The sequence below is a fragment of the Marinobacter sp. F4218 genome, from assembly GCF_019443085.1.
Classification (GTDB): domain Bacteria; phylum Pseudomonadota; class Gammaproteobacteria; order Pseudomonadales; family Oleiphilaceae; genus Marinobacter; species Marinobacter albus.
Genome location: NZ_JAHZIL010000003.1, coordinates 1951245 through 1975295, shown reverse-complemented (window position 1 = coordinate 1975295; position 24051 = coordinate 1951245). Strand labels below are relative to the sequence as shown.

At 60.2% G+C, this 24051-nt stretch carries 22 protein-coding genes; 8 read left to right on the top strand and 14 right to left on the bottom strand.

The window, feature by feature from the left end; all coding sequences use genetic code 11:
• Positions 1 to 30: 30 nt before the first annotated feature.
• The 3 genes from K0B93_RS13040 to K0B93_RS13030 all read right to left on the bottom strand — a co-directional run bounded on the left by K0B93_RS13040 (position 31) and on the right by K0B93_RS13030 (position 2895).
• Complete coding sequence (locus K0B93_RS13040; RefSeq protein WP_219867620.1) at positions 31 to 813, bottom strand: class II glutamine amidotransferase; 783 nt, start codon at positions 811 to 813, stop codon at positions 31 to 33.
• Positions 814 to 865: 52 nt separating this feature from the next.
• A complete protein-coding gene (locus K0B93_RS13035; RefSeq protein WP_219867619.1) occupies positions 866 to 1972 on the bottom strand; it encodes a GGDEF domain-containing protein in 1107 nt (368 codons plus the stop codon).
• A gap of 107 nt (positions 1973 to 2079) precedes the next feature.
• The gene (locus K0B93_RS13030) at positions 2080 to 2895 is read right to left on the bottom strand and encodes an SDR family NAD(P)-dependent oxidoreductase (protein ID WP_219867618.1); all 816 of its coding nucleotides are present in this window, start codon (positions 2893 to 2895) and stop codon (positions 2080 to 2082) included.
• 69 nt (positions 2896 to 2964) lie between these two features.
• Between K0B93_RS13030 and K0B93_RS13025 the strand changes: the two genes are divergently transcribed.
• Positions 2965 to 3555 carry an NfeD family protein gene (locus K0B93_RS13025; RefSeq protein WP_228743369.1) on the top strand — a complete coding sequence of 197 codons (591 nt, stop codon included), beginning with the start codon at positions 2965 to 2967 and terminating at the stop codon, positions 3553 to 3555.
• A gap of 2 nt (positions 3556 to 3557) precedes the next feature.
• A complete protein-coding gene (locus tag K0B93_RS13020) occupies positions 3558 to 4592 on the top strand; it encodes an SPFH domain-containing protein (RefSeq protein ID WP_219867617.1) in 1035 nt (344 codons plus the stop codon).
• Between the two features lie 25 nt (positions 4593 to 4617).
• On the opposite strand, the gene yfbR is transcribed toward K0B93_RS13020, so the two are convergent.
• Complete coding sequence (yfbR, locus tag K0B93_RS13015; protein ID WP_219867616.1) at positions 4618 to 5211, bottom strand: 5'-deoxynucleotidase; 594 nt, start codon at positions 5209 to 5211, stop codon at positions 4618 to 4620.
• A 124-nt stretch (positions 5212 to 5335) separates the two neighbouring features.
• Here yfbR and K0B93_RS13010 point away from each other — a divergent pair, with 124 nt between their 5' ends.
• Positions 5336 to 6142 carry a substrate-binding periplasmic protein gene (locus K0B93_RS13010; RefSeq protein WP_228743368.1) on the top strand — a complete coding sequence of 269 codons (807 nt, stop codon included), beginning with the start codon at positions 5336 to 5338 and terminating at the stop codon, positions 6140 to 6142.
• Here K0B93_RS13010 and K0B93_RS13005 read toward each other — a convergent pair.
• Both K0B93_RS13005 and K0B93_RS13000 read right to left on the bottom strand, forming a co-directional pair.
• A complete protein-coding gene (locus K0B93_RS13005; protein ID WP_219867615.1) occupies positions 6139 to 8937 on the bottom strand; it encodes a DUF748 domain-containing protein in 2799 nt (932 codons plus the stop codon). The two genes, K0B93_RS13010 and K0B93_RS13005, sit on opposite strands and share 4 nt — an antisense overlap.
• An 84-nt stretch (positions 8938 to 9021) precedes the next feature.
• Positions 9022 to 10308 (bottom strand): MHYT domain-containing protein, encoded by a 1287-nt coding sequence (locus K0B93_RS13000; RefSeq protein WP_219867614.1) that lies wholly within the window; start codon positions 10306 to 10308, stop codon positions 9022 to 9024.
• A 223-nt stretch (positions 10309 to 10531) separates the two neighbouring features.
• Here K0B93_RS13000 and pdxH point away from each other — a divergent pair, with 223 nt between their 5' ends.
• Genes pdxH through K0B93_RS12975 form a run of 5 tightly spaced genes read left to right on the top strand, consistent with a single transcriptional unit; the run spans position 10532 to position 13312 of the window.
• A complete protein-coding gene (gene pdxH, locus K0B93_RS12995) occupies positions 10532 to 11167 on the top strand; it encodes a pyridoxamine 5'-phosphate oxidase (protein ID WP_219867613.1) in 636 nt (211 codons plus the stop codon).
• Positions 11136 to 11912, top strand: coding sequence for a 4'-phosphopantetheinyl transferase family protein (locus K0B93_RS12990; RefSeq protein ID WP_219867612.1), 777 nt, complete (start codon positions 11136 to 11138; stop codon positions 11910 to 11912). The genes pdxH and K0B93_RS12990 overlap by 32 nt, the downstream gene beginning before the upstream one ends.
• A 3-nt stretch (positions 11913 to 11915) precedes the next feature.
• A complete protein-coding gene (locus tag K0B93_RS12985; protein ID WP_219867611.1) occupies positions 11916 to 12497 on the top strand; it encodes a DNA-3-methyladenine glycosylase I in 582 nt (193 codons plus the stop codon).
• A gap of 57 nt (positions 12498 to 12554) precedes the next feature.
• Positions 12555 to 12860, top strand: coding sequence for a DUF6482 family protein (locus K0B93_RS12980; RefSeq protein ID WP_219867610.1), 306 nt, complete (start codon positions 12555 to 12557; stop codon positions 12858 to 12860).
• On the top strand, positions 12857 to 13312 hold the full coding sequence (locus tag K0B93_RS12975) for a DUF3429 domain-containing protein (RefSeq protein WP_219867609.1): 456 nt from the start codon (positions 12857 to 12859) through the stop codon (positions 13310 to 13312). The genes K0B93_RS12980 and K0B93_RS12975 overlap by 4 nt, the downstream gene beginning before the upstream one ends.
• 5 nt (positions 13313 to 13317) lie before the next feature.
• Here the strand turns inward: K0B93_RS12975 and K0B93_RS12970 are convergent, their stop codons facing one another.
• From K0B93_RS12970 to K0B93_RS12935, 8 genes are all read right to left on the bottom strand, one after another.
• Complete coding sequence (locus K0B93_RS12970; RefSeq protein ID WP_219867608.1) at positions 13318 to 14316, bottom strand: sigma-70 family RNA polymerase sigma factor; 999 nt, start codon at positions 14314 to 14316, stop codon at positions 13318 to 13320.
• Between the two features lie 252 nt (positions 14317 to 14568).
• On the bottom strand, positions 14569 to 16020 hold the full coding sequence (locus K0B93_RS12965; RefSeq protein ID WP_219867607.1) for an aspartate kinase: 1452 nt from the start codon (positions 16018 to 16020) through the stop codon (positions 14569 to 14571).
• Between the two features lie 51 nt (positions 16021 to 16071).
• The gene (gene ectB, locus K0B93_RS12960; RefSeq protein ID WP_219867606.1) at positions 16072 to 17340 is read right to left on the bottom strand and encodes a diaminobutyrate--2-oxoglutarate transaminase; all 1269 of its coding nucleotides are present in this window, start codon (positions 17338 to 17340) and stop codon (positions 16072 to 16074) included.
• A 196-nt stretch (positions 17341 to 17536) separates the two neighbouring features.
• Entirely contained in the window at positions 17537 to 18052 is a 516-nt protein-coding gene (ectA, locus tag K0B93_RS12955) for a diaminobutyrate acetyltransferase (RefSeq protein ID WP_219867605.1), read from the bottom strand.
• 150 nt (positions 18053 to 18202) lie between these two features.
• The gene (locus tag K0B93_RS12950; protein WP_219867604.1) at positions 18203 to 19153 is read right to left on the bottom strand and encodes a hypothetical protein; all 951 of its coding nucleotides are present in this window, start codon (positions 19151 to 19153) and stop codon (positions 18203 to 18205) included.
• 9 nt (positions 19154 to 19162) lie between these two features.
• Positions 19163 to 20566 carry a sodium:solute symporter family transporter gene (locus K0B93_RS12945; protein ID WP_219867603.1) on the bottom strand — a complete coding sequence of 468 codons (1404 nt, stop codon included), beginning with the start codon at positions 20564 to 20566 and terminating at the stop codon, positions 19163 to 19165.
• Between the two features lie 168 nt (positions 20567 to 20734).
• Positions 20735 to 21703, bottom strand: coding sequence for a radical SAM protein (locus tag K0B93_RS12940; RefSeq protein ID WP_219867602.1), 969 nt, complete (start codon positions 21701 to 21703; stop codon positions 20735 to 20737).
• A complete protein-coding gene (locus tag K0B93_RS12935; protein WP_219867601.1) occupies positions 21690 to 23879 on the bottom strand; it encodes an FAD-dependent oxidoreductase in 2190 nt (729 codons plus the stop codon). The genes K0B93_RS12940 and K0B93_RS12935 overlap by 14 nt, the downstream gene beginning before the upstream one ends.
• Positions 23880 to 24051 lie beyond the last annotated feature (172 nt).

Here is a 24051-nt window from a genome sequence, read left to right as displayed (position 1 = left end):
ATTCGGACGTCCGGAACCGGGTGGCAAAGGTCATCCGGCTTCGTCCTTCCCGGACATGACGACCTCGCCCTTGCGCCACAGGCGCCATTCACCGGGCCGGTAGATGTCCCAGACCTCGTCCGTTGTCAGCGGTTCGGTAACAATCACGCTGACCACATCATCGGGCGTGGTTTCGGATTCGAAGTCGACGATGACATCGGCATCTTTCAGCCTCGCCGGTCCGAACGGGGCTCGGCGGGTGATGCTCGCCATCTTCGTGCTGCAGAAGGTGAACAACCAGTCGCCGTTACTGAGCAGGAGATTGAACACCCCCGCACGCGCATAGCCCTGTGCCAGTGCCACCAGATGCGCGACGATGGTTTCCGTTGGGGTATCACGGCCACAGTCACGCCGGAGGTGATTGAGAATATCGCAGAACAGCGACTCGCTGTCGGTGCTGCCGACCGGTTCGTAGAAACCCGGAGTCGGCCGGAATCCCGAGATCTGGCCATTATGGGCGAATACCCAGTAGCGGCCCCAGAGCTCTCTCTGAAACGGGTGTGTGTTGGCCAGACAGATTGCACCGACATTCGCCTGTCGGATATGGCAAATGGCCACCTCGCTCTTGATCGGGGTGGTCTGGACCACTTCGGCGATGCGGGAGTTGGCACTGGCATCGACATCGTGGAACGCCCGCACCCCTTTGCCCTCATAAAACGCCACACCCCAGCCGTCCTTGTGGGGCCCGGTATCACCACCGCGACGGGTCAGACCGGTGAAGCTGAAACAGAGATCCGTGGGCGTATTGGCACTCATGGCCAGGAGTTCGCACATGACGGGCATTCGTTCCTTGCGGGAAATGGCTCATGACCCAAGGGTACCGGATTTAACTGGCCCGACCAGAGAGAATTTCACGCGGTATCTGCGACGCCACGCCATCGGGGCGGGCGACGCAGTTACGGCCGGACCGTTTACCGGAATACAGGCCGCGATCGGCCATGCAGAACAGGGTCTGGACGTCCCGGCCATCCGCCGGCCACTGGGCAATGCCAAACGAGGCCGTAACCCTGATGTGAACCTCGCCGTAGGTCAGGTCCCGTTCAGCAATACGCTGGCGTAGCTCGTCCATCAATTCGAACGCCACCGCCGGCTTCACGTCCCGCAGGATCAGGCCGAACTCCTCACCGCCCAGCCGCCCGACCGAATCCGTGGTCCGTAGACGCTCGGTCAGGCGCCGTCCGATGCTTTTCAGCACCTGGTCGCCGGCATCGTGGCCCAGGGTGTCGTTAACAACCTTGAAGTGGTCGATATCCATGATCACCAGTGCAAATTCGGTACCGCTGCGTGCGCTTTCGGCGATGGTACGGTTCAGGATGCCCTGGAATTTGCTGCGGTTGGCCAGCCCGGTCAGGGCATCGGTTTCCGCCATATCCACCAGGCGCTGTTCGGCTTCTTCCCGCCAGATTTCATAGACGTGTATGAACGCCAGCATGAGTACACCGCAGAGCATCATATTCAGGAGGTCAATCAGCATTTCCGGGCTGCCGACCCTGCCAAGGTGCAGGTAGTAGACAACTCCGCCCAGAAGCATGAACGGCACACTCAGCAGCATACCCTCGCGTTTGCCCAGCAGCAGATACGCCAGCACCGGAATCATCAGGACCCAGACAAACGCCGACACCGAAGCCTGCGGCAGCAGCATGATGATCATGAAGAACGAAAACAGGGTAATCAGGTAGGCGTAGGTCCAGTGCTGGAGGTGCGGTGTGGCACGCAATCTGCCCACGCCAAAGAACAGGAGCGCACTGGCAAAGAGTTCCATGGCACCCACCCACCAGTACCCGTTCAATACCTGGAGGCAGGCAAACACAACCAGAGATGAACCGGTGACCGCGAACAGGAGTCGCATGATCGACCGGCGATGGCTTTCCCTGAGGCCAGAACGACTCCGCTCCAGAGTCGCCCCCAGATCCGTATGGAGAGGCGTGTTCATGCTGGATTCTTTCCCTGAATGAACCCCAAGTATAGGACCTGCCTCGACTGTATGTAAAATGTACAGCAGGTGTTACCCCTTTCCACCTGCCGCCATTCTGTTATGCCTCAGACATACAGGTTCTTGCGGGAGAAGCGCTCAACCAGCGGCTGATACGCGGCGCCCAGCAATCGATTGATGGCCTCGATGCCCCAGGCATCCGGGCCGACCAGAATGCGCGACTCGTCCCGGAGTATGCCTTTGACGATGATTTCCGCCGCCTTTTCCGGCGTGGTCATCGCCAGTTTGTCGAAACCCTTGCGCTGGGCGGCCGCGTTCTCCGATTTGCCCATGCGGGCGGCGTTCGCGATGTTGGTGCGGATACCTCCCGGGTGTACGCAGCTGACGGCAACCGGCTGATTCTCCAGTTTCATCTCCTGGCGCAACGCTTCGGTGAAGCCGCGAACCGCGAATTTGGCGGCGTTGTAGGCGCTCTGCTTGGGTACACCGATCAGGCCGAAGACACTGGAAATGTTCACCACATGGCCCTCGCCGGAGGCAATCAGATGCGGCAGGAAGGCCCGCGTGCCATGGGCGACCCCCCAGAAATCAATATCCATGACCCACTTGAAGTCTTCATCGGTCATCTCGCGAACGCTGGCGGAGAGGGCCACGCCGGCGTTGTTGACCACGAGATTGACCTGTCCGAAATCCTTTGCCACCGCGGCGGCGTGGGCATAAATGGCGTCCCGGTCCGACACATCAAGGTGGTAGCTCTTCACCTCGGTACCCTTGAGCGCGTCCACCGTCTCCGCCAGCCCGGACTCGTTGACATCGGATACGGCCAGACGGCACCCGCGCTTCGCCAGCGCCAACGCCAGTGCCCGCCCAATACCGGAGCCTGCGCCAGTAACCACTGCAACCTTGTTGTTCAGATCCTTCATGGCCACACGACCTCTTGTTGTTGAATGTCCTGGAAAGCCATCACTTTAACAGCTGCCCCGGTGCCGGATATGGCTGCAGTCGACATCTCACTCAGGCATTACGGCCACCCTGAGACGCGCCCGCCGGATTTGGGTACAATCGATCTCCGCTGGCGGGCAACCGCCGCCCCGATCACCACTATGGAACAATGGAAGTCGTATATGGAATGGAGCCTTACGCATTTCTGGCTGATCCTCGCCCTGGTTCTGAGCCTGGCCGAGCTCACCTCCGGCGTCCTGCTGTTGCTGGCACTGGGTGTAGCGGCGGCACTGACCTCACTGCTGGCGTTCTTTGGTGCGTCCTTCGAATGGCAACTGGTCGGCATGGGCGTTTTTTCCGGCCTTCTGGTTCCGATCGCAATACGCTGGATCCGGCCCCGGTTTTCCCCACGGGGGGTCGCCTACGGCACCACCGGCACCGGTGTTGAACATGGCCAGCGCTATCGCATCCTGAAACGGGATTTTGACGGCGCCTGCGGCATCAAGGTGAACGGTGACTTTTATCGGCTGAGAGTCGAGAGCACCGGCACCTCCGAGCTTCCCGAAGGCACCGAGGTTATCTTTAAGCAATTTGACGGCACCACCGCCGTCGTCGAAACGATCACTCACACGGAGCAGTAAACATGGAACCGTTCATCACACCGGGGCTGGTTCTCAGCCTGGTTTTCGTTGTAATCGGCATTTTTATCATCGCCAAAGGCCTGGTGATTGTCCGTCAATCCGAGGTGATGGTTATTGAGCGCCTCGGGTCCTTCAACCGGGTCCTCGAAAGCGGCGTCAACATCATCATTCCGTTCATCGAGCGGCCGCGCCCGATTACCATGATCCGCTACATGCGCGTGGGCGAGGAATACCACCCGGTCACCACCGACGAGACCCGCATTGATCGCCGTGAAACGGTCATGGACTTCCCCGGCCAGCCGGTCGTCACCACCGACAACGTGACCGTGAAGATCAACGGAGCCCTGTATTACCAGATTATTGATCCACGCCGGGCGGTGTACGAAGTCGCCAACATGAGCCAGGCGGTGGAAGTCCTGGCCAAGACCACACTGCGCTCGGTGGTCGGCAAGATGGAGCTGGACAAACTGTTTGAATCCCGCAGCGAGGTGAACAACGCCATCCAGGCGGAGATGGAAGAGCCAGCCTCCAAGTGGGGCGTGAAGCTGACCCGGGTCGAGGTCCAGGACATCAGCATGCCCGAAGAGGTTGAGGAGGCCATGCGCCTGCAGATGGCCGCCGAGCGGAAGCGCCGGGCCACGGTCACCGAGGCCGAGGGCGAGAAATCCGCTGCCATCGCCATGGCCCAGGGGCAGCGGGAATCCGCCATCCTCAACGCCCAGGGCGACAAGGAATCGGCGATTCTGCGCGCCCAGGGCGAGCAGGAGTCCATTCGCCTGGTACTCAGCGCCATGGGCGACTCCGAAGAGAACAAACAGACCGTCATCGGCTACCTGCTGGGCCAAAGCTACATCAAGGTCCTGCCGACGATGGCGAAAGACGGTGAACGGGTCTTCGTTCCCTACGAATCGTCAGCGCTGCTTGGCTCCATGGGTATGTTCCGGGAACTGGCAGGCAGCCCCGAAGACGCAGTCCGCCAGGCGTTACGCCGTGACGGCCTGAAGGGCGGTCTGGTGGGCTCCGCCGCCGACGCCTGAAGGCAACCAACCGCCTCCCGGAGCATCACTCCAGCAGGTTATCCAGTGGCTGTTCGTAACTGGGCGCAAAGACGCTCATGAAATAGGCCACTTCCCGCAGCCCGTCTTCCTCCAGACGGGCCCGGATCTGTCTCGCGGCCGGTTCAAATTCCTTGTTACCGGCGCGGATTTCCGCCTGGCACTTGAGCCAGGCGGACAGACGATCCGCCGCCTTGATCAGTTCCCTGTCCTCCGCCGGCAGCCTCGATTCCCGCACGTAGGGTGAAAAATCCGCCCGCAGATCCTCCGGCAGCAGCGCCAGCAATTCGGCCTCGGCCTTGTGCTCAATGTCACCGAAGGCCTCGCGCATCACCCTCGAGTGGTACTTCACCGGCGTTGGCATGTCCCCGGTGATGACCTCGGTGGCGTCGTGGTAAAGGGCCGCCGCTGCGATCCGGTCAGCATTGGCCTGGCCGCCAAAGTGCCGGTTACGGATCAGGGCCAGGGCGTGGGCCAGGGTTGCCACCTCCCAGGAATGCGTCGCCACATTCTCTTCAATGGCGTTGCGCATCAACCCCCAACGCTTGATCCAGCGAAGTCGGGAAACGTAGGCGAAGAAAGGGCTCGACGCATTAACCATGACGCGGCTTCCGGTTTTGCATAAGTTTATAATCCAGTTGTTCAGTCCCACCCATTCCAGTGCTAGTCTGAATGAGTATTCATTCTTTACAGGTGTAAGACCCAGCGTGCCCGCAACCCATCGAATGAGCAGAACACTGGCTTTGGTCACCGGCGTATTCGCGATGTGCTGGGGCTCGGCCGCATCCCCGAAGACCGAGATCACCGTCGGTGCCTACTATTTCCCGCCCGTTGCCGAAATCAGCCACACCAACGAACCTCAAGGCTTGCTGGGTGACCTGATTCAGGGCATCGAGGCTGCCAACGAGGACGTCGAGATCCGGGTCTTCTACACCTCTCCCAAGCGTCGCTATCTCGACTTCGAGGCCGGCCTCTACGACGTCATTTTCTTTGAGAGCGCCGACTGGGGCTGGTCAGACCGGGACGTCACCATGAGCCGCCCGATCCTCACGGACGAGGAGCTCTATGTTGCCCTGAAAAAACCCGATCGCGACCTGTCGTTTTTCGAGGACATCAGCCGCCATCATATCGTGGCGATGTCCGGTTACCACTACGGGTTTGCCGATTTCGAGACCGACAGCCAGGTCCTCCTGGAAAAATTCAATATTGAGTTTTCCGACAGTCACAGCCGCAACCTCCAGCTCATCAAAGCCGATCGGCCATCGGTTGCGGAGGTGGCGATTATCAGCCGCTCCTACCTTCAGATGCACCTGTCGGAACACCCCGAGGACTGGCGTACCCTGCTTATTTCGGACAAGCTCGACCAGCGCTACCAGCTCCGCATCATTGCCCGGAAAGATGGCCCCGTGACTGCCGATGACATGCTTCATCTCATGTCGCCGCTGGTAACCAACGGCGCCTATCGACTGATGGTCGAAAAATGGGGCCTGCAGCTGCCCCGGGGCTTCCTCACCGACTTCGACCTGCCCTAGCGAACATCCAGAGTAAACTGGACGGTCACCGCGCCATCGTCGTTGACGTTCGCGTCGCGAGAGGGGTCCAGCATGAACAGCTGGTCCGCGGGCACCTTGTGGGTATCCAGCAATACCTTCCGGACCGCAATACCGCGGGCGGAGGCCAGATCGTTCAAGGCCTCGGGCGGTAATTGACGCTCACCGGCGAGGTAGGCCTGCTTCGCCGCTTCCCACTCGTCATCGGACAACGATTTCCGGCCACCCGATGTCAGTTCCTCCCGCAGCAACGCCAGGCCATCCGCCTCGGGTGCGACACCGCCACGGACGTTCAGCAACAGTTCCGGACGCTCCAGCAGGCCGTCCGCGAGGGCCGCGAGCTTGGCGGGTTCGCCTTCGGTCAGCGCCACGCTGCCTGGCTGGAAACTGACCTGCCCCAACTCGTCGCTGCTGAACCCCGCTATCTCGGCAATGGACCCCAGCATGCTGAACGGCGACGTCGCTGCCTTGACCAGCAGGTTCACGAAGGCTCGCATGATCACCTGGCCCAGGCTGAAATCCGGGTCCGAGAGGTCACCGCTGATGGGCAGATCCACCTCAATCACGCCGTCCTGATCCTTGAGCAGGGCCAGCCCCAAAGCCACGGGCGCATCGACGGCGTTCTCACTGGCGACCGGCTGCCCCAGCTCGAAGCGGTCCATGACCACCAGGTTGCTGGCGTCTATCCGGCTACCTGAAATTTCATAGGCCAGGTCCAGGTCCAGCTTGCCGCTGTCCACGCCGTAACCGATGTAGCGGCCGAAGTACGGTGACAGCGCCGGCAGCGACAAACCCTTCATGGTCAGCTTCAGGTGGCTTACATCGTCGGTACCGAGGGCCCCCAGGGTGCCCCCAAACTTCGCTGTGGCGACGTCACTCACGCGCCCACTGATGTCCACCTTGCCCTGCTGCGGAGGAATATTACTGAGCCCGGTCACTGACCCACTGAGTTCGTCGAAGGAGGTGGTAAATGCCGGGCTGATGCTGCGGTCGGTGTAGGCAATCGCCCCCTGCTCAAGCATCAGTTGGCCAATCCGGAAGATGAACCCGGGCTTGTCACCAGCAGCTTCATTCGATTGACCACCGGCGCCGGAGCGGACAATACGCGACAGGTTATGCACATTATTGCTCGCGCGCACCACACGGACTTCGGGCCCGGTCAGTGTCACGGTGCCGATTTCCAGTCGGGCCGGATTCACGTTGTATTCGATGGGCGCCAGGCGGAGAGATTGCCAGGTCAACAGCCGATCGTTCCCGTCCCTCAATTGCAGCGCGAGGCCGGCCACTTCCGCCGTGCCGCTAAAAGTGCCGGTCAGGGGCTCCTGCTGGCCATCCAGGTCGAGGTTGCCATCGACCCCGAGGGTACCGTCGGCAATGGTCAGGTTGGCCCCTTCCTGCACGTAGGGTTCAAACGCCGCCAGCGCCACCTGGGAGCCGGATATACCGGCTTCGAGGGTAAACGGCTTTGGCGTCAACTGGCCGTCGAATGACAGCGTACCGCCACTGGCGAGGTTGGCCTGGAGCTGATAGTTCACCGGCTCATCGAGTCTGTGGCTCAGGGCGCCGGTGGTCAGGGAAATTTGTTCCAGAGTCAGATCCGCCGGAGTCTCCGTCCGACGATCCTGCCACCGTACGCGCCCCTCCGACAGGCTAATGCCGGCGACGGACCACCGGAAAGGACGGGCTCCCGCTGAGGCCCGCGAGTCAGATTCCCCGTCGGTTGTTTGCCCGTCCTCCTCCGGGGCCAGCGGCGCCAGCCAATCGATTGTCCCGGTTTCATCACGGGCAAGGGCAAGCTCCAGGGCATCGAGGGAGACCTGACCCACGCTGGCCTCCCTGGCATTGAGATCGAAACCGATCTGGTCAACGCTGATGGTCCCGGAAGTCAGGCGGGCTTCTTCGCTGTCGGCATTGACGGCGACCGCCAGATCCTCGAGCGAAAGGGTGCCGTTACGGGTTGCCAGGAACAGCATGTCGCCGGCCTGGAGTTCATAATCCGAACGCAGGCTGACCCGGCCACCACGCAGATCGTAGGGCAGGTAGGGGGCGAGAAAATGCTTGAGGGTCTGGAAACCAATGCCGCTGATGCTGAGCGATCCCCGGGAGTACAGGGGAGTGACACTGAGGTCGCCCTGCCACTCGATAGTCTCGTCCCCGATGGCAGCCTGAAGGCTGTAATTGCTGTCCTCCCCATCCCGTGGCCAGGTCGCGAGATCATTCAGGCTGAGATCCAGCGGGGTTATCCGGAACTCGGCCGGCTCGGCCTTGCTATAGTCCCGGAACAGCAACTCACCGCCTTCAATGGCAATCCCGGTGAAATAAAAGCGGGGTGGGCCTGACTCGTTACCGTCAGGTGCCGTCTCCTTGGTCGTCGGATTGTTGTCCTGCCAGTCCCGGGCGAAATTGACGCTGTAATCCTCAAGCAGGTCCAGCCGGATGAACGGTTCCTGCAACTCAATAGCCTCGAACCCGATGATCCCCCGAACCAGCTGAAAAAAGTTCAGGTTCAGGGACAACCGGTCGAAGGCAACGACTTTTTCGTCATCACTGTCCCGCGCCGAAAGGCCAAGCGTCTCAACACTGAGTGCGAATGGATTGACCGAGATCCCGGTGACTTCGGCCTGCCACCCCATGCGCTGATTCAGCTGCTCGGGCAGTGTCCTTTCCAGCCACCAGGGCAGGAGGAGGAAACCAGCAAGCCCGTAGAGAACAACAAGTACGAGGAGCCCGATGAGCAGGTTCCTGGCGAGGCGGTTCGGTTGACGGCTCTCGGCCACAGATCTCTCCTTGTAAGAGGCACAATCCCGGGGGCTTCGTCGCCCCCGCCTGTTCACAAGGATAGTCGGCCCCGACCGGTTTTGTCAGCTGCCACGGACCTGGCCGGGCAGGGCCAGGTCCGGATCGGCCTTCATGTTGGCGAAATGTCCGATCTCGCCCGGGTCACGGGGCAGCATGGCTGCCCGCACCAGTTTTCGGCTTGAATTGCCGGTGGTCGGGAAAACCGACTGACCAATGCGCCAGGTTATGGCCACACCGGCGGCAGTGATTGATCTGTCAATCTGTCGCAGGTGCTTGTACATGAACGCGTGATCGGCACTCTCCGGGTCTGGCACCAGGGCCACAAAGGCGCTGGATGAATACCGGGCGAGGTATACGGTTTCGGTCAGAACCCCCCGCACGGCGTTACTGATCTCAAGCACCGCACTCTCCAGCTCCCGATGCCCAAGCCGGTCAGCAAGTTCCCGGAAATTGGCAACATCGAGATAGAGCAGCGCAAACGGATGCTCACGCGCGTCGGGCCGGGCAAGGTTATCCAGTAGCTCCTGCTCCAGTCCCGAACGATTGGGCAGCCCCGTTACCGAATCCACAAACGCCATCCGTTCAACCCACCGGCTTTCTTCCGCCTTCTTGAATTCAAGCTCCCGCCGGGCGCGCACATCCAGAACGGTCACCACCAGCGCGACCATCAGGAGCAGGACACAGGCCACCGCCAGGGGAATACCGATCCATTCGCCACGCAGGCCATTGTCTACAGCAGGCACGGCATCCGCCGGAAACTGCAGCGCAACCATGCCGGTGTAATGCATACCGCAGATTGCAGCAGCCATCACCAGGGCCGCCGCGAACTGAATCGTCATGGCACGTCCGCCTTGCAGCCCCTGCAGCTTGCGACATATTGCCAGGGCCGCTCCGGACGCCACCACGGCGATAACCACGGAGAGCACCAGGAAACCGGTATTGACGGTCGGGTCCGCCGACATTCGCATGGCGTACATGCCGAGGTAGTGCATGACCACCACACCGCCGGACATCGCCAGTGTGGCAGCGGCAAAGAGCGCAACGCTGATCCGGGAACGACCGATGATGTTCAGCGCCACGCCGGAGGCCACGACAGCCGCGAGCCACGACACCGCCGTCATCACTGAATCAAAGGACAAGGGGGCCTCCATCGGCATCGCACGCATGCCCACGAAGTGCATGGTCCAGACGCCGGACCCCATCAGCAATGCTCCGGTTGTCAGCCAGCGCCGGCGCTCGCCGCCACGGGCGGCGTTTAACCGGGTTCCAAAGTACAGGGCGGTGTAGGCCGCGAGTACCGCGACCACATATGACGCAATGACCAGCGAAAAATCGTATTCTAACAACATGGTTTCTTCTCTCTTTTTTCAGCGCGGCGTTCCCGATTGGTATCGCTGCGCCCTGGCACCAATCAATGTGGGAAGTAATACGGGGCGAAATGTGAACCAGCGCTCACTCTTTTGTTTATTTGTGTAACCGAAACGGACATATGCGACGCCTGACAGCCGACACCGAACCGGTTATGCTCAGCGGTCGGAGTGATCTTGACTTGTTAATGACGAGGGGAGCGGTATGGACATCGGCGATATGCGCCGGGACTTTGAAAGCGAAGGGCTTGATCGCGAGGCCCTCGACGACAATCCAGTGCGCCAGTTCCAGCACTGGTTCGAGGATGCCCGCAATGCCGGGATTCTCGAACCCAATGCCATGTCATTGGCAACTGCCGGCCGGGATGGACTGCCCGACCTGCGAACCGTGCTGCTGAAATATTTCGATCAGAACGGCTTTGTGTTCTACACCAACTATGGCAGCCGCAAGGCTCGTGAAATCGAGGAAAATCCCCAGGCCGCCCTGCTGTTTCCCTGGATCGGTCTGAATCGGCAGGTCCGGATTCAGGGGTCGGTGGAAAAGGTCAGCAAGTCGGAGTCCCTGCGCTACTTCGCCTCGCGCCCCCGCGGCAGCCAGATTGGTGCCTGGGTATCGGAACAGAGCAAGGTCATTAACTCCCGGGGATTGCTGGAGCAGAAGGTGGCCGAACTCAAGCGCAAGTTCAGCGTTGGCGAAATCCCGCTGCCCAGCTTCTGGGGCGGCTACCGGGTGGTGCCCGACCGGATCGAGTTCTGGCAGGGTCGTCCAAGCCGGCTCCATGACCGATTCGAATACGTGAGGGATGGCGATGGCTGGCTCATCCAGCGCCTGCAGCCCTGATCCGCGGCCGGCAATATGGCTGTGCCGGGAGGGGCGCCGGGAATCCCCCGGATTACCGGACTGGCTCACAGACTACGAGCGCGAGACGGCGGCCAAGTTCAGCGGCCCACGCAAGCGCGAATACCTGTCGAGTCGTTGGCTGATCCGCCGGGCGATCGCCGGAGCCAGCGGTCTGGAGGCCTCCGATTGCAGACCGGTTAATGGCCGTCCGGTGGAGTCGGCGGCGCCGGTTGGCTGGCACTTGTCACTCAGCCACAGCCACGGTCTTTCTGCCTGCGCAACCAGCCCGGGGCAAAGAATTGGTCTGGACCTTGAGCCCTGTACCCGCCATCCCCACTGGCAACGGGTCGCCAGGCGCTGGTTCACGCCACGGGAGCAGGCATGGCTGCTTGCTGAGGATTGTCCGGAAACATTTCTCAGGGTCTGGACGCTCAAGGAAGCCTGGCTGAAAGCCACGGGCCGGGGCATCGCCGGCAACCTGCAAACCCTGGAAGTCGGGCCGGGCTTCGAACTCCGGGGCGACCAGAACGAACCCGACTGGCAGGCCGATTGCTGGAAGGTGGACGGATTTCTGGTGACGCTGGTCTTCCGCCAGACCGACCCGGCGCCCCCGGCACTCTGGCGGCTTGGCTCTCCACCGGATGACTTCGGTCTGGCCGGGACAGGAGCGGTGCGAGGCGCCGAGCCCCCGATGTTGCGTCGCCGCATTTCCCCTGCAACCCGTTACTCAGAGGAGCGAAAGTAAGCGATGACAGACACCGGACGCTGCCCCTGGTGCGGCACCGATCCCCTCTACGTGCACTATCACGACACCGTTTGGGGACGGCCCGAGTACGATGAGCTGGCCCTGTTTGAAAAGCTTTGCCTGGATGGCCAGCAGGCCGGTCTGAGCTGGATCACCATCCTGCGCAAGCAAGGCAGCTACCGTGAGGCATACGATGGCTTCGATCCGGAACGGATCGCTCGATACGACGACGCGAAAGTCGCAGAGCTGCTGGCCAACCCAGGCATAATCCGCAACCGCCTGAAAGTCCGGTCGATCATCAAGAATGCACGGGGATTTCTTGAGTTTCGCGAAAAGGGCGAAAGTTTCAGCGACTTTCTGTGGTCGTTCGTCGACGGTGCCCCGATCCAGAACGCCTGGGAGCACTTCGACGAAGTCCCGGTCACAACCCCCGAATCCGAAGCCATGTCCCGGGCACTAAAGCGAGCCGGCTTCACCTTCGTCGGACCAACCATCGTCTATGCCTTCATGCAGGCAACCGGCATGGTGAACGATCACCTGGTTCGTTGCCCCCAGCATCAAAGGTGCCTGGCGCTCGGCAACTGATCTCATTGCGTACCGGAGTCGTAACACTGGCAATAAAACCAACTCCGGAGCTTCACAGTGAGAATCACCCTGGAAGAACTGCGTAACAGCAAAGGTCCGGTCATCGAACTGCTGGAAATCATCTCCCTGGAAGGCCAGCACTACATGGCTCGGCTCACGCTGGATGGTCGCCTCCTGTTGCTGTCTGACAAGGACGGCGTCACCAGCCTCTTCCGAAGCGCCTGGCAGATCCAGGACACCCTCGCCGGGTTTCAGGTTCGCGAAACCCAGGTCGTACACCCGTCTGCCTACCACGAGATGGTGGGTATGGAGCCTGCCGACATAGAGCCCATGCGTATACGGGTCCAGAGGGAAAAAACGTGATTGCCGTCGCCCGATTGGCCATGGTGTTTGGCGTCGCCGGCCTGCTGCCATTCCTCGCCGCGGTGGTGACTGTGTTCGTGATGCCGCAGTACAGCGTCGCCGCCGTTTCCTGGTTTTATTTGTACAGTGCGGGGATCCTGGCGTTCATGGCGGGTGTGTACTGGCCCATCTCCATGCAGCTGGACGATTGCTGCTACCCCCAATCTCCACTCGTTACCATGGTATTCAGCCAGCTGTTCTTTATCGTGGCGGGCGTCGGGCTGTTGCTGTCGACGCCCGGACGGATTCTGCTCTACACCGTCGCATACATCGCCCTGTACCTGGTTGATGCACGCTGGATGAAGATCTACTGGCCGGACTGGTACCTGCGACTGCGCCTGATTCTCACCTTCGTGGTGGTGCTCTGCCAGGTAGCGATAGGCATCTGGTACGTCTTCTTCCAAGGAGCCTGACCGGCTCAGGCTCCGAACACGTCCTCGGGATTATTGAATCGACTCTGCAGCTTCTTCACCGCCATTTTTTCGATCTGGCGGACCCGTTCCCGGCTGATACCAAGGTCGTCGGAGATGGCCTGCAGCGTCTCGGGCTCGGGCAGTCCAAGGCCATAGCGCCGTGACAATATGGCCTGCTCGCGATCGGTAAGCTCCCCCAACATGGCAGTCAGGGTCCGGCTACGGTCCCGTTGGGACATCGGGTGATCCGGCGCGAGCTGCTCCCCGGCCTCAAGGCTATCGCCCAGGGTTACAGACCCGTCGTCGACCAGCGGAACGTCGGTGGATACCTCTCGCAGCGCGAGCGCACGCAGCTCGCCGATCCGCGATGGAGATGCCTCCATCTCCCTGGCCAGTTCCGCCTGGGAAGGCGTCCGGCCCAGCGTCTGGTGCATACCCAGCGACACCCGGTGCAACTGACGAATTTCGTCAACCACGTTCTCCGGGGTATGCACCAGGCGGGTTCCGCGCTGCAGACAGCGCTTCACCTCTTCGCTGATCCACCAGTATGCGTAGGTCGAAAACCGGAAGCCCTTGCCCGGATCAAAACGCTCAGCCGCCTTGATCAGACCGATGTTCGCATCCTGGATCAGGTCTGACATGGGAATACCATGCTGGCCATAGCGACGTGCAATGTGGACGGCCAGACGCAGGTTGCTCTGGATCAGCTTGCGACGGCAGGCCGTCGCCAGATGGAAGGCCCGGCGACATCGCGCTGAAAAGGCACAGGCATCCCCCAGGCTGCCGATCACTTCCCGAAACGTCTGTGGCGTGTCTGCCGGCAGCGCCAATTCGGTGCTGATGATGCGGTAACAGCGTGTCAGCTTGCGGGAGAGACGGCGTTCTGCCGCCTCAGTCAGGAGCTCATACCGGGACGCATCCCTGAAGTACAGCCCAACCAGGGAATCCCTTTCGCCATCGTTGGGCGTGGTCGGAGACGGTCCCAGCCTATCCGTTTTACGCATGGCTATGGTACCGGTCGGAAATTTAAAGAGAATACGTTGGTCAGTCGCCGATGGATTTACCGTCGGTGAGCTTCCGGGCAGCGGGTAAGGGCGGGAAATCGCAGGTTAGCAGGCGGTCCGCAGAAGGGATCGGACGGTGCCCGACCTGAAAACCTGCGAACGCAGGTCGTACAGCCGGGCACCCCGATCTGGAGGCAAGACAACCTCCATTACCCGCAGAAGAAGCGACCGGTTTCCGCTGCGGGTAATCCGTTACTCGATCGAGGCCGCCACGATAGCGTACTCGTGGTTGTGTGGCTCAATCAGGGCACCGTGGAGGGCTGCGATGGCCTTCTCGTAATGGTCCTCGTCTACCACAAACTGGATGTCCACCTGACGCATACACTGGTGGATAGCCAGCACACTGATTTCGTTATCCGTCAGCGAATTCACGGATCGGGCGAGAATGCCCGGCACCTTCATGTCGCTGCCAATCGCCGAAACCAACGATACCTTCCGTGTACTGAGCTCAGCGTTGGGGAATTCTTCCTTGAGTGCCCGCACCACCCGCTTCACGTGCTTGAGCGTGCTGTCCACGTAGTGGGTGATGGTATTGGCATTGGTGTCCTTGGCCATGAAGCGCACCTTGAAGCGACCCAGTACATCCAGGATGCGGCGGTCGGAACCGGGCTCGCCCTGCATGTCCTGATCAAACACTTCGATGGCAAACACGCCCTTCGCACCGGCAATGATTTCGACCTGCGGAGTCTCGCTGACGTAATCACCGGTGATCAGTGTCCCGGTGTGCTCCGGCTCGAAGGTGTTCATTACCCGCAACGGGATTTCGTTCTGGCGCATGCCCTTGCCCGCACGGGGGTGGATGGCTTCCATCCCGAGGTTGGCAAGCTGGTCCGCCACGTCGTAGTTGGTGCGACCCAGCGGAACCACCTTGTCAGCACCGACGATGTTGGGGTCGGCGGAACTCAGGTGGTATTCCTTGTGGATGATGGCCTCACGGGCTTCGGTGATCACCGCCACCCGGCTGAAGGTCATTTCGCTGTAGCCCCGGTCGAAGGTGCGCATCAGACCTTCCTTGCATTGCGCGTAACCGGTAACGATCGGCAGCTCCCGGGTCAGGTCGACCGCATCGAACGCCTGCTTGAGCTTTTCATCCAGCGGCAGCAGTTCCGCATCCCGCCAGCCGGTCAGATCGACAAAACGGGCATTGATGCCTTCCTGCTGAAGCTTCAGGGCGGTGTTGAACGCACTGTGGGCTTCACCAATCCCGGCCAGCATTTCACGAACCGTCAGCAGGTGCTCCTCGAGCTGGAACTGACCGTAGGAGCACAGGCGCTGGAGATCGATCAGACAGCCCCGGACCCCTTCAATGCGGTCGGTGATGAACTGGTCGGCCTGCTGCTTGAGCATCGGGTCTTGGAACAGCTCGCCATTGATGTCGGTCAGAAATTTGACCAGCTTGGTGAGGTCATCCCCCCAGGCCCAGTCCGACTCGGCGTCGGCAAACAGGGCGTAAACGCCCGGCTCGCCGGTTTTCTTGTGTTCCAGCAATTCGTTGGTAACGCCACCGTAGGCCGAAACCACGAAGATACGCTGGTACAGGTCGTCCTTTTCACGATTACCGATAATGATGTTATCGCGGACGGCCTCGTAGTTGCTCATCGAGGTACCGCCAATTTTTTCGACGGTATGTTGTTGAGTAGTCATAGGTTTGCCTTCGCTATCCTGCAGAATGAATGTGCTTAGCCATGAAACATCTCAGGATGCCTCGCTGACCCCTTCCTGCATGATCTCGTCGACGCTTTCACCCAGCAGCGCGGCGCCCTTCTTCAGGTCATCCTCACTGGTGGTAAGCGGCATCAGGCACTTGATGACCTCGTCGTTCGGACCACTGGTCTCAATGATCAAGCCACGCTCGAACGCGCGCTTGGTGATCGGACCGGTCAGATCGGCGTTCTTGGCTTCGATACCGCGCATCAGACCACGACCTTTCATTTTGAACTGGCCGGGATACCTGTCGCAAATTACCTGCAGGGCATCGCCCAGCACCTTGGTCTTGGCTTTCACCTCATTGGCGAAGGCGTCGTCTTTCCAGTAGGTCTCGACAGCCGTGCGCGCGGTGATGAAGGCCATGTTGTTGCCACGGAAGGTACCGTTGTGCTCGCCCGGATCCCAGACGTCCAGCTCCGGCTTGAACAGTACCAGCGCCATCGGCAGGCCATACCCACTGAGGGACTTGGACACGGTCACGATATCGGGCTTGATGCCCGCGAACTCAAAGCTGAAGAACTCACCGGTGCGGCCGTTACCGGCTTGGATATCATCCAGAATCAACAGGATGTCGTGCTTCTTGCACAGCTCGGAAAGACCCTTCAGCCATTCTGCGCGACAGGCGTTCAGACCACCTTCGCCCTGCACAGCCTCAACGATCACCGCCGCCGGCAATTCAAAGCCGGACGAGCCATCGCTCAGCAGCTTGTCCATGATGGCAAGGGTGTCCACATCGTCCCCGAGGTAGCCGTCGTAGAACATGAAATCAACGTTACCCAGTGGCGTACCGACACCACCGCGGTGATGCTTGTTGCCGGTAGTGGCCACGGCGCCCATGGTTACACCGTGAAAACCGTTGGTGAAGGAGATGATACCGCTGCGGCCCTTGACCTTGCGGGCCAGCTTCAGGGCAGCTTCAACGCAGTTGGTACCGGTCGGGCCAGTGAACTGCATCTTGTAGTCCAGGCCTCGCGGATCAAGGATGTGCTTCTTGTACGATTCCATGAAGTCATGCTTGGCCGTGGTAAACATGTCGAGTCCCTGGCTCACGCCATCATCCTCGATGTACTCAAGCAGGGCTTTCTTCAGGATATCGTTGTTGTGGCCATAGTTCAGGGAACCGGCACCGGCCAGGAAATCCAGGTATTCCTTGCCGTCTTCGGTGTACAGGTGCGCGTTCTTCGCGCGATTGAAAATGACCGGAAACGCACGGCTATAAACACGTACTTCGGATTCAGTTGACTTGAAAATTTCCATTGTCTTGCCTCTTAGCATGTCAGGTTCGAGGTAGATGCGCGGGGGGCCTATCGGGTAATGCAGAGTCGGTCGCGATAAGCCCGCCGTGCGTTGGTTAAAGCCTGATGGCAGACCTACCTCAGTGGTCTGCCGGCTAGTCCAAAACACAGTCTCACAGTCGTTCACGGCCGGCGGTCACCGGCGTGGACCGGGGCTCTCAGACAGGCTTCGTGAAGGGCCCAATGCGCAGCAGAAATTCGGAATCATGCTGCCCACCAAAGTGGGTCTCTTTCTCGAAGTGCTCGTGGTAGGTGAGCTCGGCTCCCATATCACGGGCGAATGAGCGGAACAATGCCCATGAGGCCTCGTTGTCAGCCGTGATCGTCGTCTCCATGTGCGTGACGTCTTTGCACGCATCACGAGCAACGATCTCTTTCAGCATCCGCTTGGCCAGGCCCTGTCCACGACCTTTCTCGTGAACGGCCACCTGCCAGACAAACACGGTCTCGGGCTGTTGGGGAGGGATGTATCCGGAGATAAAGCCGACCAGATCGCCTTCCTTCTCCGCGGCCACGCCGGTCTCGGCAAAGTGGCTGCACTGCAAGAGATTGCAGTAAATCGAGTTGGGGTCCAGCGGCGGGCACTCTGCCACCAGCTGGTGGAGCCTGTAGCCATCATCCTTCACCGGTGTGCGAAGCGAGATGGCGGTGGTATTCGATCCTTCAGATGTCATAACGTGATCAATTCGCCTCAAAAAGTTAGTGCTGAATTATATAGACCACAAAATATAATTCAAGTCAGCTTTCCTCGGCACCCCTGAAGCGGGCCCCGACTCGTTCTTTCAGAATAGACCGGATTGAGGCATTCGCCAGTGACAAAATGGTTAGGAAACGGAAGGAAAAACCATCTCACCGGGATCCAGGGAAGTGCCCGCGAGAATTCGCTGTCGATAGGATTCCGCAGCATCCGAGCCCGCTGGCCAGAGATCGTCGAACCGCTCCAGCCAGGCTTGGGCATCAAAGGCTACGGGCAGCAGGGAGACAAGAGCGCCCGGCTGCTCACAGCCTGCCACGGCCTCGATCGGGGGGCGGGAAAGACCAATCCGCGTAATCAGGCCCCGGGGATCCTCCCGCAGGTTACCCATGCCCGCCGAGCCGTTATTGACCACTGTGCGCACCCGGCCCTGAACCCGCCCCGACCAGAGCACGGGCAGGCAGGTGTGAGTGCAGGCAATGACATCGGCACCGGTGGCACGCAGCCACTCCTGCACCACCAATTCATTAGCTGCACTAAAGGACTCGTGGGCCAGCCCCCAGCCGGCCAGGGATTCCGGATCGCCGTGCAGAACCAGAATCTTTAGGCCTCCAAATATCAGACACAGGTATCGGGGGAGCAGTGACAGCCGGTTCTGGAGATCAGGGTGGCGGTCAGCCACCCCCTGAAGCCGAACCATGATCCGATTCGAACGTTCAACCACTCCCTGATCCACAAAATCGGGGTAGGCACAGCCGCAGCCAGCTTCAGCACTCGGGTTGGCAAGCTCGTATTCAACATTGCCCAGACTGACGGTATGTTCGAGGACCCGCGTATTGATGTCGCGAAACAGGTCATCACGGGCGTTGAACCAGTTGAAGTCACCGTTGAATACCAGCCGGACCCGATGCCCAAGGCGCTCCTCGGCAGCGACCATCCGCTCGATTTCGTCCAGGGCATAGGGATTGCCGTAAAGTCCGCCGACGATGTAGAGCACGTCCTCAGACACAGGCGTAGCCTGTTCACACAGGGCGTCGGGACGATAACGGTAGGCTAGCGGACAACTCCGGCCTGCACTCATGACACCACCTCAGGCCTCCCCGGCCGCCAAAGAGCGACCAGCCAGACGGCGCAGCGCGAGCGGCACGAAGAACCCGAAAGAGCAGATCAGGAAGCCATAGGCGTTTACCCCGAGCAGCATGGCGTACTTGCCATCACCGATGGCCCAGCTGTCCGGAATCAGACCGGTCGCGAGCAGCACACCAAGCCCCAGGCCGGTCCAGAAACTCAGATGGAAGCTCCAGGGCGACCAGCGGGTGAAGCCATAGAACAGGAACACCGGCGCCAGCCCCATCACCATGGTGCCGGAAATGGTGGTCGCCTTGAGGATATCGGTGCCGGCAAACATTGGCAGATTGCCGGCAATGGCAAAGATCACCATGACCACCGCACCCACCCGGATACTGGGTAGACGGTTCTTTGCCCGTCTGGCCAGCCGCGGCAGGTCCACCGCCAGGGATTTGGCCAACGAGGTGAAAGTGGAGTCCAGGGTCGAACCGGCCGAGGTCATCATCACCACGCTCATGAAGAACAGCGCCGCCAGACCAAGGGACTGGCCAACCGCCGCCGGAGCGTTGCCCATGGCGTCAATGCCATTGAGACGGGCATGCACGCCCACGAGACTGAAGATAAACACCGCCACAAAACCCAGCAGCCCGGCGACCACGAAACTCTTCAGCATGGTCTTTTCCTTGTTCACAAAGCCCCGGTCGGTCAGGACCGGATCGTGGAACGGATAACTGAACATCTGCAACAACGCCACCAGCAACAGGTCAAAGCCGGCATCCAACCTGAACTCGCCATTGCTCAGAAGGGCACTCGTGTCATTGGCAGGAATGATCAGGAACAACACCGCGCCAACAAAGAAGACAAACACAAACGCCTGAATCACATCGGTGAAGATCGACGACCGCAAGCCACCCTTGAGGCTGTAGGCGAGGGTAAATACCGTGAAAAGCATGGCCGCCGCGTAGTACTCCCATTCGCCGGGTAAGCCAAAGTAACCACCCACAACCGCCGTGTTGCTCCAGACCTCGTTGTACAACCGGATCAGAATCGCCGCCGCAAAGGCCAGAGAGGCCAGCCGGCCAAACCGCGACGTCAGGAAATCCTGCAGACTCCGGGCCCCGGTCTGGGTCCGGATCAGATAGATGATGTAACCGGCCACCGGAATCGACAGCCAGTAACTGGCGTAGGCCAGGCCCCCGGTGACGCCATAGGCGGCACCCAGATTGGCGGCGTTGGTCACGGACTTGGCAAAAATCCAGCTGATAAAGATACTCGCCGTCAGCGACCACTGACTCACCGGATTACCCTGATCGTCAGCACCTTTATAAAAGGAATTCGCGTTCTTGCTCCGAGGCGACAGCACATACATCACAATGCCGTAAACCACCAGAAACCCCCAGAACAGGGCACCTTCAAATGTCGTCATCTCAGTATTCCAAGTCTTTACCAACGACCAGCACGGCGTTACGTGCGGTCTGTGGGGCGGGAATTAATTTCCGCCAGAAAAATATGTCTGAGCGAAGCGAGTTATTTTTCCAAGGAAATTAATTCCCGCCCCGCAGGCCGCCAACTCCCAACAAGCAGGCTGCGACAATCAACCGGGCGCCGAACAACTCGCCCCAAACCGATAACAGGAAAAGCACCGGTGATGCCGCAGCATAATGCGCTCATCCATGCTCTCCGCCAGCGACCCGCCCAGATCGTACTGCGGATCATCATCCACCAGCGTGCAGGCATACACCCGAACCTTATCGCCCTTCTTCACCAGCATCCGCGTATAGGTACACATGAAGTGCGCCCGACTCTCCCGCGTCGGATACTTCTCCATGCACGCCTCGGTAATCTCCGGGCTTCCGTCTTCCGAGCCCGGCGTGCCCAGATCCGGAAACGCAGTGAACGCCAGGTTCTCCGGAATCTGCCGCGCCCGGAAGATTTCCCGGAAGGCGGCCTCCACGTCCGCCGGAATTTCCTCCGGATCGGTCTGGCGGGCAATCGACACCTTGAAGCCCTGCTCCAGCAGCCAGCGAACGCCCTCAAGCGCCTGCTCGAAACTGCCCTCGCCCCGATCCCTGTCGTGCCGGGCGAGATCCGGGAAATCCAGACTGACCCGGAAATGAATCGGGTAGGCGTTGTCCAGTAACGGCAGCACCTGGTGCCGGCGCTTGAGCAAGGGCTCGGTGGCGTTGGTCAACACGAAACAGGGCCGGCGCTGACTGGCGTAATCCAGGATGTTAACGAAATCCCGGATCACGAAGGGCTCGCCGCCGGTGAAGGAGAATTGTTCGACACCCATGTCCAGGGCTTCATGGATAAACGGCTTCACATCGCTCAGCTTCATGCCCGGGATACGGCCGTCTCCGGGGTGAGAACCCTCCAGACAGAACGGGCAGGCCAGGTTGCACGCCGTCCCGGTGTGAATCCACAGCTCCTTGAGCTTGTCCGCATCGATGTAACCCCGGGGGGCGCCCTGGCGGGTATGGGTCCAGCTGTCGAAGGCACGAGGCTCAAGTATTTCCACCGCCGGGATACGCTTCCGGGCTGGTCGTACTTCAGTCAGGGGCATAAGCGCTCCTTGATACATTGGTGTCTTTTCCACGGCGCCAGCCGTGCAGTTTTTCCAGCAGTTTCAGCACCCCTTGGGGCGCATGAGCCCGCTTCCACTCGCCAGCCGCGAACTTGGCCGACTCATTCCAGGTCGGGTAGGGATGGATGGTGCCGAGAATCTTGTTGAGTCCCAGCCCGTGTTTCATGGCCAGGGTAAATTCGGCCAGGATTTCACCGGCGTGGGTACCCACCACTACGGCCCCCAGGATCTTGTCCTTGCCCGGCGGGGTCAGCACCTTGATAAAACCATGGTCATCGCTCTCGGCGATGGCACGGTCGAGATCATCCAGACCGTAGCGGGTGACCTCGTAGGCCACACCCTGGTCCTTGGCCTCCGCCTCACTCAGACCCACCCGGGCCACTTCCGGCGAGGTAAAGGTGACCCAGGGCATGACCCGGTAATCCACATTGAAGCGCTTGAACTGGCCAAACAGCCCATTCACAGCGGCATACCAGGCCTGGTGCGCGGCGGCATGGGTAAACTGGTAGGGGCCAGCCACATCGCCGCAGGCGAAGACGTTGGGGTAGCGCACACTCATGTCCTCATCCACCGGGACCGTGCCATTAGGCAGTGTTTCCACACCGATCCGGTCGAGATGAAGACCGTCCGTATTGGCCGCCCGACCAACCGCCACCAGCACCTGATCGAATACAATCCGCACCCGCTCACCCCGATGTTCGCAGTAGACCACCTTCTCACCGTCCTCAATGACAAACTCCCTGGCGGCATGGCCCAGGCGCACATCAATGCCGTCCTGTTCGAAGCGGTTTTTCACCAGTTCCGACACGTCGCTGTCTTCCCTGGGCAGCAACCGGTCGCCCATTTCAACCTGGACCACCTGGCTACCCAGCCGCGCAAAGGCATGGGCGAGTTCCGATCCGATAGGCCCTCCACCAAGCACCAGCAAGCGTTCCGGCTGGGTGTCGAGTGACCACAGGTTGTCGGAGTTCAGCGGTTCCATCTCCTTCAGTCCCGGAATCGGCGGCATCGCCGGTTTACCGCCCGTGGCTACCACGATACTGCGGGCGGTCAGGCGCTCGGTGCGGCCATCGCTGTGTTTTACCTCAAGCTCCCAGGGAGATACGAAGCTGGCTTCACCGGAGATGCACTCAACCCCCAGCTTGCGGTAACGCTCCGGGGAATCGTGGGGCTCGACTTTGGCGATTACCTTCTGGACCCTGTCCATGATCGTCTTGAACGAGCCCTTCACCGGCACGGCTTCCAGCCCATAGCGATCCGCGTGGCGCAGGGTGTCCGCCGCCTTGGCACTGCGTATCAGAGCCTTGGAGGGAACACAGCCGGTGTTGAGGCAGTCGCCCCCCATCTTGTGTTTTTCGATCAGAGCCACTTTGGCCTTGACCGCCGCCGCAATGTAGGCAGACACCAGACCGGCGGAGCCACCGCCAATCACCAGCAGATTGTAATCAAACGATTCCGGCTTCCTCCAGCCGGCATATACCCGGCGACGGCGGATGAACCCAACCACGAACTTGGCTATCAGGGGGAACAGGCCGAGCAGGGCAAATGACAGCAAGAGATCGGCGGAAACGATGTCGCCGGTGGATTCAATCTGAGCCAACTGGGTACCCGCGTTGACGTACACAAAGGTGCCGGGAAGCATTGCTATCCAACTGATCAGGGCATAGGTGCGCAACTTCATGCCGGTCAGCCCCATGGCAATATTGATCAGGAAGAACGGGAAAACCGGGACCAGGCGAAGCGTGGCCAGATAGAAGGCGCCATCCTTTGCAATGCCCCGGTCCATCCGGGCGACGGTGGCAGCGTATTTTTCCCGAAGGCTGTCGCGCGCCAGAAAACGGGCCACCAGAAAGGCAATGGAGGCACCGATCGTGGAAGCAACTGACACCGCGGCGAGACCGTAGAGATTGCCAAAGAAAGCACCGCCGGCCAGGGTCATGATGGTGGCGCCGGGAAGTGATAATGCAGTGACCAGGATATAAACCAGCATGTAGCCGCCCACCGCCAGCCAGACATTACCGGCAATCCAGGCGTCCAGGCTCTGCTGGTGGGCTTTGAGGGATTCGAGGGTGAGATAGTCGTGGGCACCGCTGCTCCAGAAGGCAATCACCACCACCAGAATCGCCAGTATCATCAGCCACTTTTTCCGGTTCATCACTTTATCCCGCGTCGTTGATTGGTTGCATCACTGACTCAATAACGTTTCCGTTGTTACAGATGCCGTCAAAAATCCTCGGCACTGACGGCAGCATCCTTTTCGAAGGGTACGTGGTTTTCTGCCCAAAGAGGTCACAAATTCATAACAATCCCGTCAAAAACACCTGACA

Excerpts from the sequence above, each read along its gene's own strand:
- K0B93_RS13040 (WP_219867620.1), bottom strand. The coding sequence starts at position 813 with ATGTGCGAACTCCTGGCCATGAGTGCCAATACGCCCACGGATCTCTGT.
- K0B93_RS13035 (WP_219867619.1), bottom strand. The coding sequence starts at position 1,972 with ATGAACACGCCTCTCCATACGGATCTGGGGGCGACTCTGGAGCGGAGT.
- K0B93_RS13030 (WP_219867618.1), bottom strand. The coding sequence starts at position 2,895 with ATGAAGGATCTGAACAACAAGGTTGCAGTGGTTACTGGCGCAGGCTCC.
- K0B93_RS13025 (WP_228743369.1), top strand. The coding sequence starts at position 2,965 with ATGGCTGCAGTCGACATCTCACTCAGGCATTACGGCCACCCTGAGACG.
- K0B93_RS13020 (WP_219867617.1), top strand. The coding sequence starts at position 3,558 with ATGGAACCGTTCATCACACCGGGGCTGGTTCTCAGCCTGGTTTTCGTT.
- yfbR (WP_219867616.1), bottom strand. The coding sequence starts at position 5,211 with ATGGTTAATGCGTCGAGCCCTTTCTTCGCCTACGTTTCCCGACTTCGC.
- K0B93_RS13010 (WP_228743368.1), top strand. The coding sequence starts at position 5,336 with ATGAGCAGAACACTGGCTTTGGTCACCGGCGTATTCGCGATGTGCTGG.
- K0B93_RS13000 (WP_219867614.1), bottom strand. The coding sequence starts at position 10,308 with ATGTTGTTAGAATACGATTTTTCGCTGGTCATTGCGTCATATGTGGTC.
- pdxH (WP_219867613.1), top strand. The coding sequence starts at position 10,532 with ATGGACATCGGCGATATGCGCCGGGACTTTGAAAGCGAAGGGCTTGAT.
- K0B93_RS12990 (WP_219867612.1), top strand. The coding sequence starts at position 11,136 with ATGGCTGGCTCATCCAGCGCCTGCAGCCCTGATCCGCGGCCGGCAATA.
- K0B93_RS12985 (WP_219867611.1), top strand. The coding sequence starts at position 11,916 with ATGACAGACACCGGACGCTGCCCCTGGTGCGGCACCGATCCCCTCTAC.
- K0B93_RS12970 (WP_219867608.1), bottom strand. The coding sequence starts at position 14,316 with ATGCGTAAAACGGATAGGCTGGGACCGTCTCCGACCACGCCCAACGAT.
- K0B93_RS12965 (WP_219867607.1), bottom strand. The coding sequence starts at position 16,020 with ATGACTACTCAACAACATACCGTCGAAAAAATTGGCGGTACCTCGATG.
- ectB (WP_219867606.1), bottom strand. The coding sequence starts at position 17,340 with ATGGAAATTTTCAAGTCAACTGAATCCGAAGTACGTGTTTATAGCCGT.
- ectA (WP_219867605.1), bottom strand. The coding sequence starts at position 18,052 with ATGACATCTGAAGGATCGAATACCACCGCCATCTCGCTTCGCACACCG.
- K0B93_RS12950 (WP_219867604.1), bottom strand. The coding sequence starts at position 19,153 with ATGAGTGCAGGCCGGAGTTGTCCGCTAGCCTACCGTTATCGTCCCGAC.
- K0B93_RS12945 (WP_219867603.1), bottom strand. The coding sequence starts at position 20,566 with ATGACGACATTTGAAGGTGCCCTGTTCTGGGGGTTTCTGGTGGTTTAC.
- K0B93_RS12940 (WP_219867602.1), bottom strand. The coding sequence starts at position 21,703 with ATGCCCCTGACTGAAGTACGACCAGCCCGGAAGCGTATCCCGGCGGTG.
- K0B93_RS12935 (WP_219867601.1), bottom strand. The coding sequence starts at position 23,879 with ATGAACCGGAAAAAGTGGCTGATGATACTGGCGATTCTGGTGGTGGTG.